The 17,041-nt window shown below is 48.3% G+C and carries 17 protein-coding genes; 7 read left to right on the top strand and 10 right to left on the bottom strand.

All coding sequences use genetic code 11. The features are described 5' to 3' along the window. From LPW36_RS16050 to LPW36_RS16040, 3 genes are all read right to left on the bottom strand, one after another. On the bottom strand, positions 1 to 210 hold a 210-nt coding region (locus LPW36_RS16050; RefSeq protein WP_230611392.1), incomplete at its 3' end, for a transposase. Positions 211 to 246: 36 nt separating this feature from the next. After that, entirely contained in the window at positions 247 to 1,722 is a 1,476-nt protein-coding gene (locus LPW36_RS16045) for an FGGY-family carbohydrate kinase (protein ID WP_230611390.1), read from the bottom strand. A 41-nt stretch (positions 1,723 to 1,763) separates the two neighbouring features. Continuing rightward, the gene (locus LPW36_RS16040; protein ID WP_230611388.1) at positions 1,764 to 3,056 is read right to left on the bottom strand and encodes an MFS transporter; all 1,293 of its coding nucleotides are present in this window, start codon (positions 3,054 to 3,056) and stop codon (positions 1,764 to 1,766) included. Between the two features lie 130 nt (positions 3,057 to 3,186). Here LPW36_RS16040 and LPW36_RS16035 point away from each other — a divergent pair, with 130 nt between their 5' ends. The 6 genes from LPW36_RS16035 (at position 3,187) to LPW36_RS16010 (ending at position 9,495) form a co-directional block, all read left to right on the top strand. Further along, positions 3,187 to 3,972, top strand: coding sequence for an SDR family oxidoreductase (locus LPW36_RS16035; RefSeq protein WP_230611386.1), 786 nt, complete (start codon positions 3,187 to 3,189; stop codon positions 3,970 to 3,972). Between the two features lie 90 nt (positions 3,973 to 4,062). Then, a complete protein-coding gene (locus LPW36_RS16030) occupies positions 4,063 to 5,517 on the top strand; it encodes an FAD-binding oxidoreductase (RefSeq protein WP_230611384.1) in 1,455 nt (484 codons plus the stop codon). Positions 5,518 to 5,605: 88 nt separating this feature from the next. Next, positions 5,606 to 7,006 (top strand): MFS transporter, encoded by a 1,401-nt coding sequence (locus LPW36_RS16025; RefSeq protein ID WP_230611381.1) that lies wholly within the window; start codon positions 5,606 to 5,608, stop codon positions 7,004 to 7,006. Next, complete coding sequence (locus LPW36_RS16020) at positions 6,984 to 7,814, top strand: electron transfer flavoprotein subunit beta/FixA family protein (protein ID WP_230611378.1); 831 nt, start codon at positions 6,984 to 6,986, stop codon at positions 7,812 to 7,814. Before LPW36_RS16025 ends, LPW36_RS16020 begins: the two co-directional genes overlap by 23 nt. Next, the gene (locus tag LPW36_RS16015) at positions 7,811 to 8,785 is read left to right on the top strand and encodes an electron transfer flavoprotein subunit alpha/FixB family protein (RefSeq protein ID WP_230611374.1); all 975 of its coding nucleotides are present in this window, start codon (positions 7,811 to 7,813) and stop codon (positions 8,783 to 8,785) included. Before LPW36_RS16020 ends, LPW36_RS16015 begins: the two co-directional genes overlap by 4 nt. Continuing rightward, on the top strand, positions 8,782 to 9,495 hold the full coding sequence (locus LPW36_RS16010; RefSeq protein ID WP_230611371.1) for a phosphatase: 714 nt from the start codon (positions 8,782 to 8,784) through the stop codon (positions 9,493 to 9,495). The genes LPW36_RS16015 and LPW36_RS16010 overlap by 4 nt, the downstream gene beginning before the upstream one ends. Positions 9,496 to 9,515: 20 nt before the next feature. Here LPW36_RS16010 and LPW36_RS16005 read toward each other — a convergent pair whose 3' ends face one another. The 4 genes from LPW36_RS16005 to LPW36_RS15990 form a co-directional block, all read right to left on the bottom strand. Next, positions 9,516 to 10,082 carry a glycerol-3-phosphate responsive antiterminator gene (locus LPW36_RS16005; RefSeq protein ID WP_230611368.1) on the bottom strand — a complete coding sequence of 189 codons (567 nt, stop codon included), beginning with the start codon at positions 10,080 to 10,082 and terminating at the stop codon, positions 9,516 to 9,518. A gap of 119 nt (positions 10,083 to 10,201) precedes the next feature. After that, a complete protein-coding gene (locus LPW36_RS16000; protein ID WP_420844805.1) occupies positions 10,202 to 10,477 on the bottom strand; it encodes a ferredoxin family protein in 276 nt (91 codons plus the stop codon). Further along, positions 10,474 to 11,760, bottom strand: a complete 1,287-nt coding sequence (locus tag LPW36_RS15995) for an FAD-dependent oxidoreductase (protein ID WP_230611366.1) — start codon at positions 11,758 to 11,760, stop codon at positions 10,474 to 10,476. Before LPW36_RS15995 ends, LPW36_RS16000 begins: the two co-directional genes overlap by 4 nt. Positions 11,761 to 12,158: 398 nt before the next feature. After that, positions 12,159 to 13,160 (bottom strand): zinc-binding alcohol dehydrogenase family protein, encoded by a 1,002-nt coding sequence (locus LPW36_RS15990; RefSeq protein WP_230611364.1) that lies wholly within the window; start codon positions 13,158 to 13,160, stop codon positions 12,159 to 12,161. Positions 13,161 to 13,265: 105 nt separating this feature from the next. Between LPW36_RS15990 and LPW36_RS15985 the strand changes: the two genes are divergently transcribed. Continuing rightward, positions 13,266 to 14,177: a LysR family transcriptional regulator gene (locus LPW36_RS15985; protein WP_230611362.1), complete on the top strand. Its 912-nt coding sequence runs from the start codon at positions 13,266 to 13,268 to the stop codon at positions 14,175 to 14,177. Here LPW36_RS15985 and LPW36_RS15980 read toward each other — a convergent pair. The 3 genes from LPW36_RS15980 to LPW36_RS15970 form a co-directional block, all read right to left on the bottom strand. Continuing rightward, positions 14,174 to 14,827, bottom strand: coding sequence for a Rossmann-fold NAD(P)-binding domain-containing protein (locus tag LPW36_RS15980; RefSeq protein WP_230611360.1), 654 nt, complete (start codon positions 14,825 to 14,827; stop codon positions 14,174 to 14,176). The two genes, LPW36_RS15985 and LPW36_RS15980, sit on opposite strands and share 4 nt — an antisense overlap. Before the next feature lie 166 nt (positions 14,828 to 14,993). Further along, complete coding sequence (gene ettA, locus LPW36_RS15975; protein WP_230611357.1) at positions 14,994 to 16,661, bottom strand: energy-dependent translational throttle protein EttA; 1,668 nt, start codon at positions 16,659 to 16,661, stop codon at positions 14,994 to 14,996. A gap of 269 nt (positions 16,662 to 16,930) precedes the next feature. Continuing rightward, the coding region (locus LPW36_RS15970; protein ID WP_230607651.1) for an IS1 family transposase at positions 16,931 to 17,041 on the bottom strand (111 nt) is incomplete at its 5' end.

Genomic DNA, 17,041 nt, shown 5'->3' with positions numbered 1-17,041 from the left:
AAACATCTTTTTCAATTTAGTATTTTCTTCTTCAAGTTCCTTTATTCTTTTTATATCAGCAGCTTCCATACCGCCATACTTTGATTTCCAGTTATAATAGGTTGCACTACTAATACCATTTTGACGGCAAATATCATCCACTTTCATTCCTGAATCGGCAAGTTTCAAGATATTAACGATTTGGGAGTCAGTAAAACGGATCTTTTTCATAAATACTCCTGCGATTAAGTAAGGCAGAAAGTCTAATTATAATTGTCTCATTTTAAGGGAAGTGGACACTACCAGCGGACTTAGCTTTTTCAATAGCGGGTCAAAATATTGGTTTACCTGCTTATAGACTTCGCCATTCAGCTCATTGTAGAACCGGTGATTTTCCATATCGGGCATAAAGCTGTCCCCTATGCGCACCAGTTTCTGTGTTGCCTGTTCGTAGCTGTCAAAGGCACCTACGGCCATGCCGGCGTTAATGGCGCATCCTACCGAGGCTGAGCCTTTCATCACATTTCGACTGGTGGGAATGCCAAATACATCAGCGAAGATTTGCATAAACAGATCGCTGTTGGCGCCACCGCCGGAGATAATCAGGCGCTTGAACGGCGTGTTAAGCTCTTTGGCCATCTTATCCATATGATTTTTCATGGTGAAAGCAATGCCTTCCAACACTGAACGATACATATGGGCGCGGGTGTGGCGGCCATCAAAGCCCATCATGACGCCTTTACGGAATTCTGCTTCCGATGGTGGTGCCCAGTCATGAATAGTGAGCAGACCTTCACAACCGGCAGGGACTTTTGAGGCTTCCATATTCAGGAGTTCTTCAATACTGACACCGGTTTCATCGGCATCCGCCAGGGCAGATTCACCAAACTGATCGCGGAACCAACTGATGGTCCACATACCGCGGCGAACACCCATACACTCATACAAATAGCGTCCGGGAATTGAGGCCTGGAACGGCCAGAAATTCTGAGCGTCTTTTACATTGGCATGACCATGAACCATGGCCCCGATATAAGTACCCAGAGAAATCAACGCGACCCCTTCATCCAGTGAACCCGCTCCTAATGCTTCAACCGCTTTATCATGAGCGGTAGCAACTACCGGAATACCGGCAGGTACGCCTATCTGTTTTGCTGCCAGTTCGGAGACATAGCCCAAAATCTCCCCTGGTTTTACGACATCCAGTACGTTTTCCCGTGTCAGATTGCAACTCTTCCAGACCGCAGGATCGGTGCTCCAGTCCAGCGTGTCGTTATCCATCGGCCACCAGCCAATGTAATTGGCGCAGGTATCTTTAAATTCTCCCGTCAGGCGATGGGTAATATAGCCGGAAGTGGTGGTGACATAGCGCACCCCTTTATAGGCATCAATGTACTCGTAAGGCTTGTTTAAGCGCTTATCCATCCAGTTAATTACCGGGTAGGCCAGTTCGCCGTTTTCTTTTAGCAATACCCGACAGCAGCGGATAATACATACGCCCATAGCCTGAATATCTTCTGCTTTTCGACCGGCCTGAGAGAATTCGGCCATGGCCCGCTGGAAAGCCAGTTTTAAAGAGTCCCACAGGTCATCATCCGGATGTTCAGCCAGCAAAGGCGCTGGAATATCCATTTTACGTAGCGCCTTTTTTCCTTCGCTAACCACATTGCCCTGAAGGTCGAATATCACCACTTTGGCACTTTGGGTGCCCACATCAACACCCATCAAATATTTGTCACTCATTTCTTAACCTCGTGATTAAAACAATAATGTTCAAAATGATGTTATTCAGTTACTGGTTTTGGCATTGCCACCTGCTGCCCGGCGCGTTTCATGTTGTTAAACAGCAGGAAAGTAAACACAATAACCAGATAGGTAGCACCCAGGCCCATTAACCACATATTGCGATAGGCTTCAGCCGGCGGCAGGGAGTCTTGCCAGTAACCAACAATGGGGTAGACAAAGACGTCAGGTAAGAAACCAATTACAGAACAAATACCAACGGTCGTGCCCATAATGTATTTCGGGGTACGAGCTTCACCAATACAGGCGAAGTAGAGGCCACGAGAGGCATAGCAGGCAAAAGCCAGCAGCAGAATCAGGCCAATACCCACGGCCACAGAACCCGGATTTTGATTGGTAAACAGCAGTGCACAAAGGGTGATAATACTGATTACCGCCAGAAACTGAATGACGCGGGTAGGGGATTTGAAACGGCTGTAAGTGGTCACTAATCCACCTAAAGGACCGCACATAGCGCAGAAGATTTTATTGATTACAATCCCCATATAGCTGGCTGCGACCAGCGTCATGCCATACATTTCGGTCAGGTAGTTGGTGGAGTAGCTGAGAATGGCGTAGATGGTATACACGCCAAAGATAATCATGCTGCAATACCAGGTGGTGCTGATTTTCAGCACCGACAGAATGTCGCTTAACTTAAAGGCGGGTTTATCTTTCTTCTCACCGTCACTTTCTGTACGGGAGGTGAAGCCATCGCTGACAAAGAACCAGCACAGAATACCGAGCAGAATATAGACTCCGCTGTATATCAGAATTACGGATTTCAGGCTGTTTGGATCTTCCGGCATAAACAGTGAGAACACCCACATGGTAAATACCGCCAGCAACATTACGCCCACACCGCGCAGTCCTTCCATCCAGCCCATAATTTTTCCCTGCTCTTCATGATTACCAAGCAGTGAGGCGGCTTTGATGGAAACAGACCACAGCATAAGGATTGTGGTGATGGCAAAGGCAACCTGAATCAGAATCATCACCCAGAAAGGTGGGTAAATGGACATCAGAAAGCCAAGTAGCCCGGTGGCAATCATGGCGAAGGTCATCATTTTACGATGGGAAAACTTATCGGCAATGACTCCGCTGGGGGCGTACAGAATGATAGCGGCAATACCAAAGGTACTCATGATGAAGCCGATTTCTGTATTGGTGAATCCCATAAATTTGGCCATGGGGATTTGGTAAATATATCTCAGGTAAGCCAAATCAAAACTGACGCCGCCGCTGATACTGATAATCGCCAGCGTTAACCAACGGCGAAAATTATTATTTTGCATGGTGTTATCTCAGTTATGGAACGTTGATTTTAGGGCAAAAAAAAAGAGAAAAGTAAGCTCCCCGCGTTAGGTGGGAAGTTACTTTTCTCTTTTTTTTTGCGTTTTAATCAGGAATCAAAGGGGTTACACCATGTCACTGAATGCGTTGGATGATTTTTCTCTGGATTTTTTCTCACTCAAAGGCAAAACGGCAATTGTTACCGGCGGCAATAGCGGTTTGGGTCAGGCGTTTGCGATGGCGCTGGCTAAAGCGGGTGCCAATCTGTTTATTCCAAGCTTCATCATGGATAAGGGTGAAACCCGCAAAATGATTGAGAAGCAAGGGGTTAACGTTGAGTTTATGCAGGTGGATATCACCGAAAAAGGCGCCCCGGCTAAAGTGATTGCTCAGTGTCTGGAGCGCTTTGGTTCAGTGGACATCGTGGTGAATAACGCCGGTATTTGTAAGTTAAATAAAGTGCTGGATTTTGGTCGTGCGGATTGGGATCCAATGATAGATATCAACCTGACCGCGGCCTTTGAACTCAGCTATGAAGCGGCAAAAGTGATGATTCCACAGCGTCACGGCAAAATTATCAATATCTGTTCGCTGTTCTCCTATCTGGGTGGCCAGTGGTCACCAGCCTATTCTGCGACCAAGCACGCACTGGCCGGTTTCACCAAGGCTTATTGTGATGAATTAGGCCAGTACAATATTCAGGTCAACGGCATTGCGCCAGGCTATTACGCCACTGATATCACCACCGAAACCCGGAAAAATCCTGAAACTAACAAACGCGTTCTTGACCATATTCCGGCAAATCGCTGGGGAGAAACTCAGGACTTGATGGGGGCAATGGTGTATTTAGCCAGCCGTGCTTCTGACTATGTTAATGGTCATCTGCTGGTGGTTGATGGCGGCTATCTGGTGCGCTAAGTCGAAATTTTGATGTTCAGGTTATTTGTTCTCCACCGCCATGGCATAAGACATGCCATAGAAATGTACTAAAAGCAGGAAGGATTAATCATGTCGCTGACAAGAGAAGCTATCGTTGAGAAGCTAAAACAGATCGTAGGCTCTGACCGAGTCATTACCGATGAAAAGGTACTACAGAAAAACAGCATTGACCGTTTCAGAAAATATGCCGATATCCACGGTATCTTCACGTTACCACTACCGGCAGCGGTGGTGAAACTGGCCAATACTCAGCAGGTTTCTGAGGTGTTGGCATTCCTGAATGAAAACCAGATTAACTGTGTGCCACGTACCGGTTCCTCTGCGACAGAAGGTGGTTTGGAAACCGTTGTCAAGAACTCGGTCGTTCTGGATGGTTCCGAGCTGAATCAGGTTATCAATATTGATATCGAAAACATGCAGGCCACAGCCCAGTGCGGCGTTGCGCTGGAAGTATTGGAAAACAAACTGCGTGCCAAGGGATATACCACCGGGCATTCACCACAGTCTAAACCGTTAGCGCAAATGGGTGGATTAGTGGCAACCCGCAGCATCGGCCAGTTCTCAACGCTGTACGGTGCCATTGAAGATATGGTGGTAGGTCTTGAAGCGGTCTTCCCTGACGGTACTGTTACCCGGATTAAAAACGTACCGCGCCGTGCGGCGGGACCGGACATTCGCCATGTGATTATCGGTAACGAAGGCGCTCTCTGTTATATCACTGAAGTTACAGTAAAAATCTTCAAATATATGCCGGAAAATAACCTGTTCTACGGCTATATTCTGGACAATATGAAGACTGGCTTTGATATTCTGCGTGAAGTGATGGTTGAGGGTTACCGTCCGTCTATCGCTCGCCTGTACGATGCGGAAAATGGTACTCAGCACTTTACTCATTTTGCTGAAGGTAAGTGTGTACTGATCTTTATGGCGGAAGGCGCTAAAGAGATTGCTCGCGCGACCGGTAACGGCATTGAAGCCATTGTGGCTCGCCATCCTGAATGTAAGAAGGTGGACAGCAAGCTGATTGAAACCTGGTTCAATAACCTTAACTGGGGACCGGATAAAGTTGCCGCTGAACGGGTACAAATCATGAAGACCAAGAACATGGGCTTCACCACTGAAGTTTCCGGCGACTGGCGTTCAATCAATAAAATTTATGAAAATGTGATTCACCGCATCCGTAATGAATTCCCACACGCGGATGATATCACTATGCTTGGCGGTCACTCTTCTCACAGTTATATCAATGGTACCAATATGTACTTTGTATATGACTACAATGTGGTGGATTGTTCACCACAGGAAGAGATTGATAAGTACCACAATCCATTGAATAAAATCATTGTGGAAGAGACCATCAAGCTGGGAGGTTCTATGGTGCACCATCACGGTATTGGTAAACATCGTGTGCACTGGACCAAAGATGAACACGGTTCTGCTTACTACATTCTGAAAGCACTGAAAGAGGTGTATGACCCGAATGGTATTATGAATATCGGTACCATCTACCCGATTGAAAGTTAAAGTGTCTCTGACCGGGTCCGTCTGTTGCAGACGGCCCGGTTTTTGTTTAAGGACTGCGAATGGTCGTTACTGCTGAATGAGAACAATTATGTTAATAGACAACAGAACAATAGCGACACCTCATAGCTCTTCTCCTGTCCGCATGGATGACATTCCCCTAAACCGTTTCCATATTAAAATTGCCGGTCTGACCTTTGGCGCACATTTAACCGATGGTTATGTGTTGGGCGTAATCGGTTTTGCCCTGACGCAAATCAGCCCTCAAATGGGACTGTCTCCCTTCTGGCAGGGAATGATTGGCAGTTCTGCACTGTTTGGCCTGTTTCTTGGTAGTCTGATCCTGGGATGGATTTCCGATCATATTGGACGTCAGAAGATATTCACCTTCAGCTTTGTGATTATTACTCTGGCGTCATTTTTACAGTTTTTTGCTTCTTCTCCCGAGCAGCTATTCTGGCTACGAGTACTGGTAGGTATTGGCCTGGGTGGCGATTATTCCGTCGGCCACACTATGCTGGCAGAATTCTCTCCACGTAAACATCGTGGCTTACTGTTGGGCTCTTTTAGCGTTATCTGGACGGTAGGCTATGTCTCCGCCAGCTTTATGGGGCACTGGCTGGCGGATGCCGGACCGGATGCCTGGCCTTGGTTGCTGGCATCGGCATCCATACCGGCGCTGTGCATTATGATTTTGCGCTGGGGTACGCCGGAATCTCCCCGTTGGTTGATGCGCAAAGGACGCATCGACGAAGCTCACGAAATCGTCAAACGCTGTTTTGGCCCTAATGTGGTGCTAAATGATGAAATTCCGGTAGAAACCGCTCGTCATTTGCGCACCCTGTTTTCCCCGCGATACTGGCGCAGAACCGCGTTTAACAGCCTGTTTTTTGTCTGTCTGGTAATCCCATACTTTGCCATTTATACCTACCTGCCTTCTATGCTACGTGCTCTTGGATTAACCGCGAGTTTTGCCACCGACCTGATGCTGAATGGGCTATTGATTGTGGGGGCGTTAATGGGCATTGGATTTACTCAGTTCTGTTCCCGCCGGGGTTTTTTGATTACGGCATTTGTGATCCTGATGCTAAGTCTGATGTTGCTGGCATTTGTTCCTTCCTCGCAAACCGGCATGATGCTGTTATTGTTCGCTATTTTTACTCTGACTATTTCTGCTGTCAGTAATTTAGTGGGGGTTTTCCCGGCAGAAAGTTTCCCTACGGATATTCGTTCATTGGGCGTGGGTTTTGCTACTTCCATGAGTCGCTTAGGCTCGGCTATCAGTACCGGATTGTTACCCATCGCCATACTGGCACTGGGCATTCAATACACCATGTTGATTCTGGTGGCGGTATTGCTAATAGGATTATGGGTATCGGTACTTTGGGCTCCGGAAACGAAAAATCTGACGCTGGTGGGGGCATCAACGGTGAAAAAAATACCGCAGCCGCAGGAAAGGAGGGTTGAGTGTGAAGATCTTGCTGGGTTTTAAAGCTTCGCCTGATTTAAGCATGATGGCTGAAAAAGACTGGCAGGCTGGCGATAGTCTGCAAATTGATGTCAGTTTTACTCAAACCATGCTGAACTGTTTTGATGAAAGTGCAGCAGAGCTGATGCTAATGGTGCGTGACGGCGCAGCATGGCAGGAGGGCGAGCTTAATCTGAATGCGCTAACCATTGGCGATAGCCGGGGGGAGCACTACCTGAAACTGATGTATGCGTTGGGTTTTCAGTCTGCAATCAGAATCGACCCTACTTCATCTGTTGATCTGCGCTTTAATCCTCTTGCGGTAGCGAAAATCATGCAGGCCTACCATCAAAAGGTAGAGCAGCAGTCCCTGATAGTATTAGGTATGCAGAGTAGCGAAGGGCATAACATGCAAACGGCAATGCTGCTGGCGGAGCTGTTAAACTGGCCCTGTATCACTCAGGTTACTGATTTTCGGGTTATCCGGGAGAGCAAACAGATTGTCGTGATTAGACAAACGGAAGATCAACAGCAAAAGCTAACCATTAATACTCCTTCGGTACTGGCGGTAGGTAATTCAACTCAGGCCAGTGCGCTGCGGGTGCCTACGCTGAAGCAGAAGCTGGCCGGAGCAAAAAACAGTATCCTCCACTATTCACTGGAACAACTTGGGTTGTCTCCGCAGGCGTTACAACAGGAAAACGATAAACAACTGACTAAGCTGACCCGCCAGCAAAGCCGACGCTGTGGCGTGATGATTACCGGCGGTACACCGCAGGAGAAAGCCCGGCGTTTGTACCATGACTATCTGCAAGGGAGATTAAGCCGATGAAAATAGCATTAATTCTCGATGCAGACGCCCCCTCTTTTTTACAGCAGGCGCAGGAGATCAATCGCTTTCTACAGCAGAGTCAGTTGGAAACGACTGAAGTGGCTTTGTGGCTGTTTTATCAACATGCTCAGCCCGATGCGTTGCCGCAGTTTGATTGTTCTGTCACGCAAATTCAGTGGTTAAAAAGCCCGGCATTGCTGCTGGCCGATTCGGTATTGCCGCTGTTAGAACAGGTTTACCAAATTTATCCGGCAGAGTTGCTGCTGTTTTCTGGTGGCTCGCTGGGAAATGAACTGGCAACGCGTCTGGCTTTTCGTCTGGACGGAGCCTCCTGTCTGGGCGTGATGAGTGGACAGGTAAATGAAAGCGGCTGTCAGATAGAAAAGTCAGTATACGGGAACAATATGCTGGCGACGATAGCGTTACAGGCAACGCCTTACTGTCTGGCAGTGGCCCGTCAGGGTGGCGCGATAGCCCCAACTCAGGATTATCAGGGAATTGAACAGCAACTCATATTAACGGAAGCTGAAATTCCACTATGGCTTGCCGGGCATCAGGTGAGCATACCGGAAGAGCAGCCATTGCTTAATCGAGCTGAAAGGGTACTGGCCATAGGACAGGGCGCAGGGAATGGCCAAAACGTTCAGCGGTTAAATGAGATTGCCCGGGCACTGGGGGCACAGTTAGGGGTGAGTCGTCCGGTTGCGATGAACGCCTGGAGCAGTATGTCGACCATGTTGGGAATGTCTGGCGCATTGGTGGCACCCGAGGTTTGTATTACTGCCGGAGTATCCGGTGCTGCCGCTTTCTCTGTGGGAATTCGCCACAGTAAATTTATTGTCGCAATTAACACCGATCCGGATGCCGCTATCTTTTCCCAGGCTGATGTGGGTATTGTTGATGATATGAATGCAGTATTGGAGGCGCTGGTGGTTTGTGTTCAGCAGTCCAATATTCGGAGTACTCTGTGAAATTGCTGATGGACCTGCATACCCATACCGTCGCCAGCGGTCATGCTTACAGTACTCTGAAAGAGAATCTGGAACAGGCCAGAGAACGAGGGCTACAGGTGATGGGTATTTCCGATCACGCCTGTGTGCCTCCAGCCACTGCAATTCCTTATTATTTGCGTAATTTTAAGGTCTTTACCCCCTATATGTTGGGTATTCGGGTGCTAAAAGGCGTTGAGGCTAATATTGTTGACTATCAGGGAAATATTGATGTGGAAGAGCAGGATCTGGCCCGTTTGGATTATGTTATCGCCAGCCTGCATCAACAGAATTTGGTGCCGGGTAGCAGGAACCAGAATACACAGGCCCTATGTGGTGCTATTCGTCATCCGGCAGTGAATATTATCGGCCATCCTAATGATGGCGTTTATCCGGTTGATTTTACGGAAGTCGTGCCTTTAGCTAAACAGTATCGGGTGGCGTTGGAATTAAATAATGCTACGCTGCGCGCCAATGCGGGACGAGAACGCCCCAAAGCGCTGGCCATTGAAATGCTGGAACTATGTAAACAACATCAGGCATCAATCATTGTCGGCAGTGACAGCCATATTTATTATGACGTGGGTGAATTTAGTGAGGCGGAAAAACTGTTGAGGGAAGTCCATTTCCCCGAGGCATTAGTGATTAATTATCAGATTGAGCGGCTACCCCGAATAAGAATTACTCTCTGAGCGCCGCTACAGCATCAGCATCAAAACTTTAGCTGCCAGACTCCAGTGTTAGTCGTAGACACCGCGCTGGCTCCGGCATTCAGGGCATTGGTTGCATCTTCATGATCGCATACCAACCCACCGGCAATAATCGGCAAATCTATTTGCTCTGCCACCCATCCCAATACTTTAGGCATACAGCCCGGCAGAATCTCGATACAGTCAGGATTGGACTGGGCTACCTGTTTATCAATATTGTGGAATGAGATGGAGTCCAGCAGAAATATCCGGTGAATACCGTAAAACCCCTGAGCCTTTGCCGCTTTAATCATTGAGGCTTTAGTACTGATAATGCCGTCGGCGGCGGTAACCAGCTTCAGAAAGTTAATGACGATCTCTTTATTAGAGGTTCCGTCTAACAGGTCGACGTGAATAAAGGCGTATTTATCCGCTTTCTTGATGCGCTGAACAATGGTACCGATATTACAGATATTGCCGTACAGGATGGAGATAATCTTACAGTCTGATTCCAGAGCGGTGTTCAGGCTTTCAGTATCTTTTACCGCAGCGATGACGGGGTGTTGTTTCAATAACTGCAATATAGACACAGGCAAGATCTCCGCTTGGCTTGTATTATTTTTACTGCCGTTCAGGGCCCGGCAAAAAGTATCGCGCAGGTTAGCATAACCGTGAACCGCCCTCCCTGCGGCACTTCACATATCCTATATTAGCCAAACCGAAAGGTTACTCCGTAACCAGCCGCAGGGTAGCGCCAGCGTGCCAGCGTTTTTTCATCACATAATAACCGGCAGCTTCCGCATTCCAGACAGCCATGATAATCAAAGCTCAGGCCGCCATCCTGATTGAGTTGATAGAGGCCTGCGGGACAGACGTTAACCAACTGCTGTAATACCCGTCGATCCGGATGGTCTGTCGGCACGATATGGGGCTGGGTTTCGTCAATGATATATTGGTTTTTGCTGAGTTTTATTTCTGTTTTCACAGGCTGCGTACTCCCCTGACCAGATCTTTAAACAGCGTCATCAGACCTGCCTTACGGGCATGTTTCCACAAAATTTTTCTTAGCGGCGGTGCCGGATGACGATTAATTTCAAACAGTTCGCGTAAAATATCGCTGGTCATTTGTGGATATTCAGCAAAATAGCGTGGGTTTTGTAGCAGGGTATCGGGTAACGAACGGTACTGTTTTAGTACCGCCCAAAGAGTGCTGTTTTCCAGATGAGTTTGGTAGGCGGCCAGCGATGGCGCGCTGAAGTCATCCTTTTGTAGGGCTGTTGTCAGGGTATCGGCTACCGCTTGTGCGCTGATAACCGCCAGATCCATACCGCGCACGGTATGACCTGCATTCACACAAAATCCGGCGGCATCCCCGGCGATCAGATAGCCAGCGCCAAATGGAGAACTAAGCGCATTGATTCCCCCTTCGGGAATCAAATGGGCGCCATATTCCAATAGTTCGGTCTCTTTTAGTAATGGGCGCAGCAGCGGATGTTGCTTAAAGTTCTCCAGCATCTGTGGCAGTGCATTTTTTCCATGACTCAGAACCGATAAATTACAGACTAATCCCAGCGAGAGGGTATCGTTATTGGTATATAAAAAACCGCCTCCTGCTTTTCCTGCAATGGCTTCTCCGGCGAACAGCCAGGCTGCTCCCTGATTATTTTCCAGCGAAAAACGCTCTTCAAGGCGGGAGCGGGGAAGGGCCAACACTTCTTTAACGCCAATTCCCATCCTGTGAGTTTGAGGTTTTTTGATTAACTGATGCTGTTCTGCCAGCAGGGAGTTGGCGCCTTCAGCCAGCACTACCACACGGGCCTCCAGCCGGTCTTCACCAATCTGAACGCCGCAAACTGCCCCATTTTCCTGTACCAGAGCATCCACCTGAACGCCAGTCAAACATTGAGCTCCGGCATTTTGGGCCTGTTCCATTAACCAGGGATCGAAACTGGCCCGCAGCACCGAATAGGATGTGGCGCCCCGATCATATTCTGGGTGACGATAATCCAGAGTAATGCTGGATTCTACGGTCAGCAGGCTGAGTTTTTCCTGGGTGATTTGTCGTTCAATGGGGGCAGATTGAGCAAACTCGGGCAAAATAGCTTCAAGGCTGTAGCTATAAAGGCGACCGCCGGAAATATTCTTTCCTCCGGCCTGTTCAGCACGCTCCAGCAGCAAGACATTTACTCCGGCTCGTGCCAGTAAAAGCGCACTGGTACAGCCAGCAATCCCGCCACCGATAATGATGACATCAAATTTGTCGTCCATTAACGCATTCCACCAGATTAAACCATAGCGGTATTATACCATCCACCGATGACGGTTTATTGATGCAGACAGGGATTATTCCAGCCAAAACCAGAAAGTTAATACAGATAATAGATTGATTGGATTAGTAATTAATGAGAGTGGCATGAAGAAGGATGCCCGGAATATGAAATTTCTCAACCGGATGACAACATCAGATGGTTGAGTTTATGCACTTAGAAAATGGCTAATCGTCGGGAGAGAGTACCGTTGAGGGCGACTTGACGCTCTCAGAAGTGAAGTATCGATGGTTTTCCGGCCGAACAGAAAGATAATATAAGCACTCTGCTATTACGGCCGGGATATTCACTGATGCCAATTTCTGAGGAGTACGGAAGATATCAATACCCCACCCAAAACTAAAACTCAATCGCTATTTTGCCCGTCATATGACCTTCCAACTGCTTCGCATGGGCTTTGGTAATGGTTTCTACGCTAAGGCCATGTAAGGTGGTATTCAGCGTACCTTTCAGTTCGCCTTTATCAATCATAGTTGCCACCTGTTGCAGAATGCGACCCTGTTCCGCCATATCAGGCGTTTGATACATACTGCGGGTAAACATCAGCTCCCAGTGCAGGGCGACACCTTTAGAGCGAATCAGCGATTGCTCCAGCGGCTGGGCGCTCTCGACAATTGAACAAATATGACCAAATGGTACGATAACTTCACTCATGGATTTCCAGTGACCATCGGTATCATTCAGACAGAAAATATAGTCAACCTGCTTAATATTGTGCTTTAACAGGTTCTCTTGCAGATTATGGTAATCAACGGTCAGGTCGGCACCGCGATCCAGACACCATTTGGTTGATTCAGGCCGGGATGCGGTAGCAATAATGCGTACTTTGCTGCGTAGCGCAGCCAGCGGAATGGCTAATGAGCCTACGCCACCGGCACCGCCAATAATCAGCAACGTTTTATCATCACCGGCATCCTGAATTTTCAGATGCTCAAACAGACCTTCCCACGCGGTTAGTGCGGTAAGTGGAATAGCAGCAGACTCTACCCAGCTCAGGGATTTCGGCTTATGGGCCACAATACGTGAGTCAATCAGTTGATGAGTGGTATTACTACCTGAACGGGTAATATCTCCCGCATACCAGACTTCATCACCAATAGCGAAACCTGCTGCTTTAGGGCCAACGGCGACCACAACACCTGTAGCGTCCCAACCGAGGATACGAGGCTGCGGTAAGCCATTTTTCTTCAAACCGGCATGGACTTTGGTATCTACCGGATTCATGGCAATTGCTTTCACTTCAACCAGCAGATCAAACTCAGCGGGAGCCGCTTCAGGTACCGGAATCTGGATAAATTGTTGAGGGTTTGCCGGATCGACAGCAATGGCATATTTGGACATGGAATTTTCCTTTCTGAACGGTAATTGGCAACCAGTCTAGCTGTACTGATAAAAAGTGATAAGATGAGTTTTAGCAAACAAACTGTTTATCCATGGTGAACAATCATGTTCAAACAATTGCAGGAAATGGCGTTATTTACCCTGGTGGTGGAGACCGGCAGTTTTACCGCAGCCGCTAAACGGGCAGGGTTGCCTAAATCGAGCGTCAGCCAGCGAATAAGCCATCTGGAGCAGGAGTTGGGGCTACGTTTATTAATGAGAACCACCCGACAGTTAAGCCTGACCTTTGCCGGAGAACGCTATCTGGTGCATTGCAAAGAGATGATGCAGGCATCGGAACGCGCCAGCCAGTCGCTGCAAATGTTGAAGGCATCACCCAGTGGCAGAGTCAGGATCACGGCTCCCGCAGGGCTGGCCGTAACGCTGTTAGCCCCCATTGTGACGGATTTTCAGCTGAGTTATCCGGAAGTATCGGTAGAAGTTTATGTTTCTGATACGGTAACCGATCTGGTTGGGGCAGGGTTTGACTTAGGTATCCGCACCGGAAAGCCTCAGGACTCCACATTAATTGGGCGCTTTCTTGGCCTGTATCCCCGCTATTTGCTCGCTTCTCCGCAATATTTATCTCAGGCTGAACCTGTTACTCATCCCCGACAGTTGGAACGGCATCGTTGTATTACCCACCGTGCCTGGTCAGAGTGTTTGTTACGTAAAGGGGACGAAACCTATCGCTGGTTACAGACGGCACACCATGTTACTGACAACTTATTGTATGCCCGTCAGTGTGCCATAGCCGGTGCTGGTATTACGTTTCTCCCTTCATTTCTGGCGACAGACGTTGTTTTACAGGGATTATTGCAGCCGGTGCTGGAAGAGTGGCGTGCAGAAGGAAACGAACTTTATCTGGTCTATCCTAACCGCACGTTGAATATGCCAGCGCTGGAGCGCTTTGTTGAGGCGGTGATGAATCACCCTCTGGTAACGGAATATGCCACCGGACCAAAGGCAAAACGCTAAGTCTGACTCTCTGCAGCTTGTTCACGAAGTTTATCAGATTGAACGATCTCAACCGCGGATGACGCCGGAGCAAAAGCCCGCATCCAGAGAACGTTAGCCACATCGCTTGCCTGAATTGATTTCCATTTACCGGGAAACAACTTAAATATCGGGGCCGCAATCAGCTCATTAGCCCGCGGTGTTGGTCGATTGCCAAGCAGCATAGAAGGACGGGCAATGGTTAAATGTGGCCAGCGCTGGGCTATCAGCGCCTGCTCCATTTCACCTTTGGTTCGGTTATAAAAGAACCAGGATTTTGCATTAGCACCTATTGCGCTGACCACCAGATAGTGAGTCGCCCCCAATTGCAGCGCGGTTCTGCCACCATGTACCGGTAATGTCACATCACTAAAGTGAAAAGCTTCACGACTGCCAGCCGCTTTTATTGTGCTACCAAGACAACAAAACGCCACATCAAGCGGTTCTGTCAGCCCGTCCAACAGTGTCTGTAAATCATCACCAACCGGATTCACTACTTTTGAACTAACACCGGATAACGGACGACGGCCTGGTGCATAAATGCGGGTAATTCGGGGATCGGACTCCAGCATATTCAGTAACTGGCTACCGATAAGTCCACTGGCGCCAAGTATTAAAACAGTTTTTGACATGGTGGCTCCGGATTTAAGTACCAATGGTCTTCCGGCCGGGCACTAAGGTTATATAGGTACATGGCTTTTACGGCCGGAATATTCGCTAATGTTAATTAGACATAAATTATTATAAAAAAGCCCCATATACGGGGCTTTATCAACAACAATTAAGAATAGACCAAAACTACTTGGCGATCTTCTTATATTTAATGCGATGAGGTTCCAGAGCTTCCGCCCCCAGCGTGCGTTTCTTCCACTCTTCGTACTCGGTAAAGTTACCCTCAAAGAACTCAACTTTACCTTCATCGCCGTAGTCCAGAATATGGGTAGCGATACGGTCCAGGAACCAACGGTCATGGGAAATAACCATGGCACAGCCAGGGAATTCCAACAGGGCGTTTTCCAACGCTCGCAGGGTTTCGATATCCAGGTCGTTGGTCGGTTCATCGAGCAACAGCATGTTGCCGCCAACCTGCAATAGTTTAGCCAGATGCAGACGACCACGCTCACCGCCGGACAGCTCACTTACGCGCTTGCCCTGATCGGTGCCTTTAAAGTTGAAGCGGCCTACGTAAGCGCGGCTTGGCAGTTCAAAGTTACCAATCTTCATAATATCCAGACCACCGGAAACCTCTTCCCATACGGTCTTGCTGTTGTCCATACTGTCGCGGAACTGATCCACCGAAGCCAGCTTCACCGTTTCACCTAAGGTGATGGTGCCGCTGTCAGGTTGTTCTTGTTGTGAAATCATACGGAACAGCGTGGATTTACCCGCGCCGTTAGGACCGATAATACCCACAATCGCCCCTTTTGGAATCGCGAAGGACAAATCGTCAATCAACATACGGTCGCCATACGACTTGGTCAGATTGCTGACTTCCAGCACTTTATCACCGATGCGAGGGCCCGGTGGAATAAACAGTTCGCTGGTTTCATTACGTTTTTGATACTCAACATTGTTCAGCTCATCAAAGCGGGCAAGACGGGACTTGCTCTTGGCCTGACGACCTTTTGGATTCTGACGGACCCACTCCAGTTCTTTTTCAATCGACTTACGACGAGCGGCTTCAGAAGAGGCTTCCTGCTCCAGTCGCTTATCTTTTTGTTCCAGCCACGAGGAGTAGTTACCTTCCCACGGAATACCTTCACCGCGGTCAAGCTCAAGGATCCAACCGGCAACGTTATCAAGGAAGTAACGGTCATGGGTAATCGCAACCACAGTACCTTCATAGTCGTGGAGGAAGCGTTCCAGCCAGGCGACAGATTCAGCATCCAGGTGGTTGGTTGGTTCGTCGAGCAGCAGCATATCTGGTTTTTCTAACAGCAGACGGCACAGTGCTACACGGCGGCGTTCACCACCGGACAGATGTTCTACTTTGGCATCCCAGGGTGGCAGACGCAGAGCGTCGGCTGCACGTTCCAACTGATTATCGAGGTTATGACCATCGTGAGATTGAATAATAGCTTCCATCTCCCCCTGCTGTTTTGCCAGCTTATCAAAGTCGGCGTCCGGTTCAGCATAGGCAGCGTAAATTTCATCCAGACGGGTTAGTGCATTTTTCACTTCGCTAACCGCTTCTTCTACCGCTTCACGTACGGTCTGGTCTGGATTTAGTTTAGGTTCTTGCGGTAAATAACCAATCTTGATACCCGGCTGTGGACGTGCTTCACCCTCAATATCGGTATCAATACCCGCCATAATACGTAATAAGGTGGATTTACCTGCGCCGTTTAAACCCAGTACGCCAATTTTGGCACCGGGAAAGAAACTGAGAGAAATATTTTTCAGAATATGCCTTTTCGGGGGAACGACTTTTCCAACCCGATGCATCGTGTAGACGTATTGTGCCACTGTATTATAAGCCTCTTAATTACTGGGTTTCTTGATTATCCGTAAACGCTATACAACATAGTTACCGAGCTATATCCCTTCGTGCCGCGATATTTGCTGGATCAGCCCAGTTGATCACTATCGACCGATTCAACAGATACCCTGGCCGATAGATATTATGATGGCGTAGTTTAGCCCTTTTCATCCTGCTATCCCAGCTATCTGCGAGCAATGTTGCAACAAAGTGATATTTGGCACAATTTCACCTGAAATGGGGTCGTGACGCAGATTTAGTGGTAATGATTGATCGTCAGATACCATCCGATGATCTTATCGTGCATTTCTTCTGACTTTGAGAAGCAGATAGTCTTGCGGGTCAACCGTTTAAGATGGGTTCGCAA

Origin of the sequence: Limnobaculum eriocheiris, assembly GCF_021010575.1 — a bacterium.
Taxonomy (GTDB): domain Bacteria; phylum Pseudomonadota; class Gammaproteobacteria; order Enterobacterales; family Enterobacteriaceae; genus Limnobaculum; species Limnobaculum eriocheiris.
This window is presented reverse-complemented; position numbering and strand designations above follow the sequence as displayed.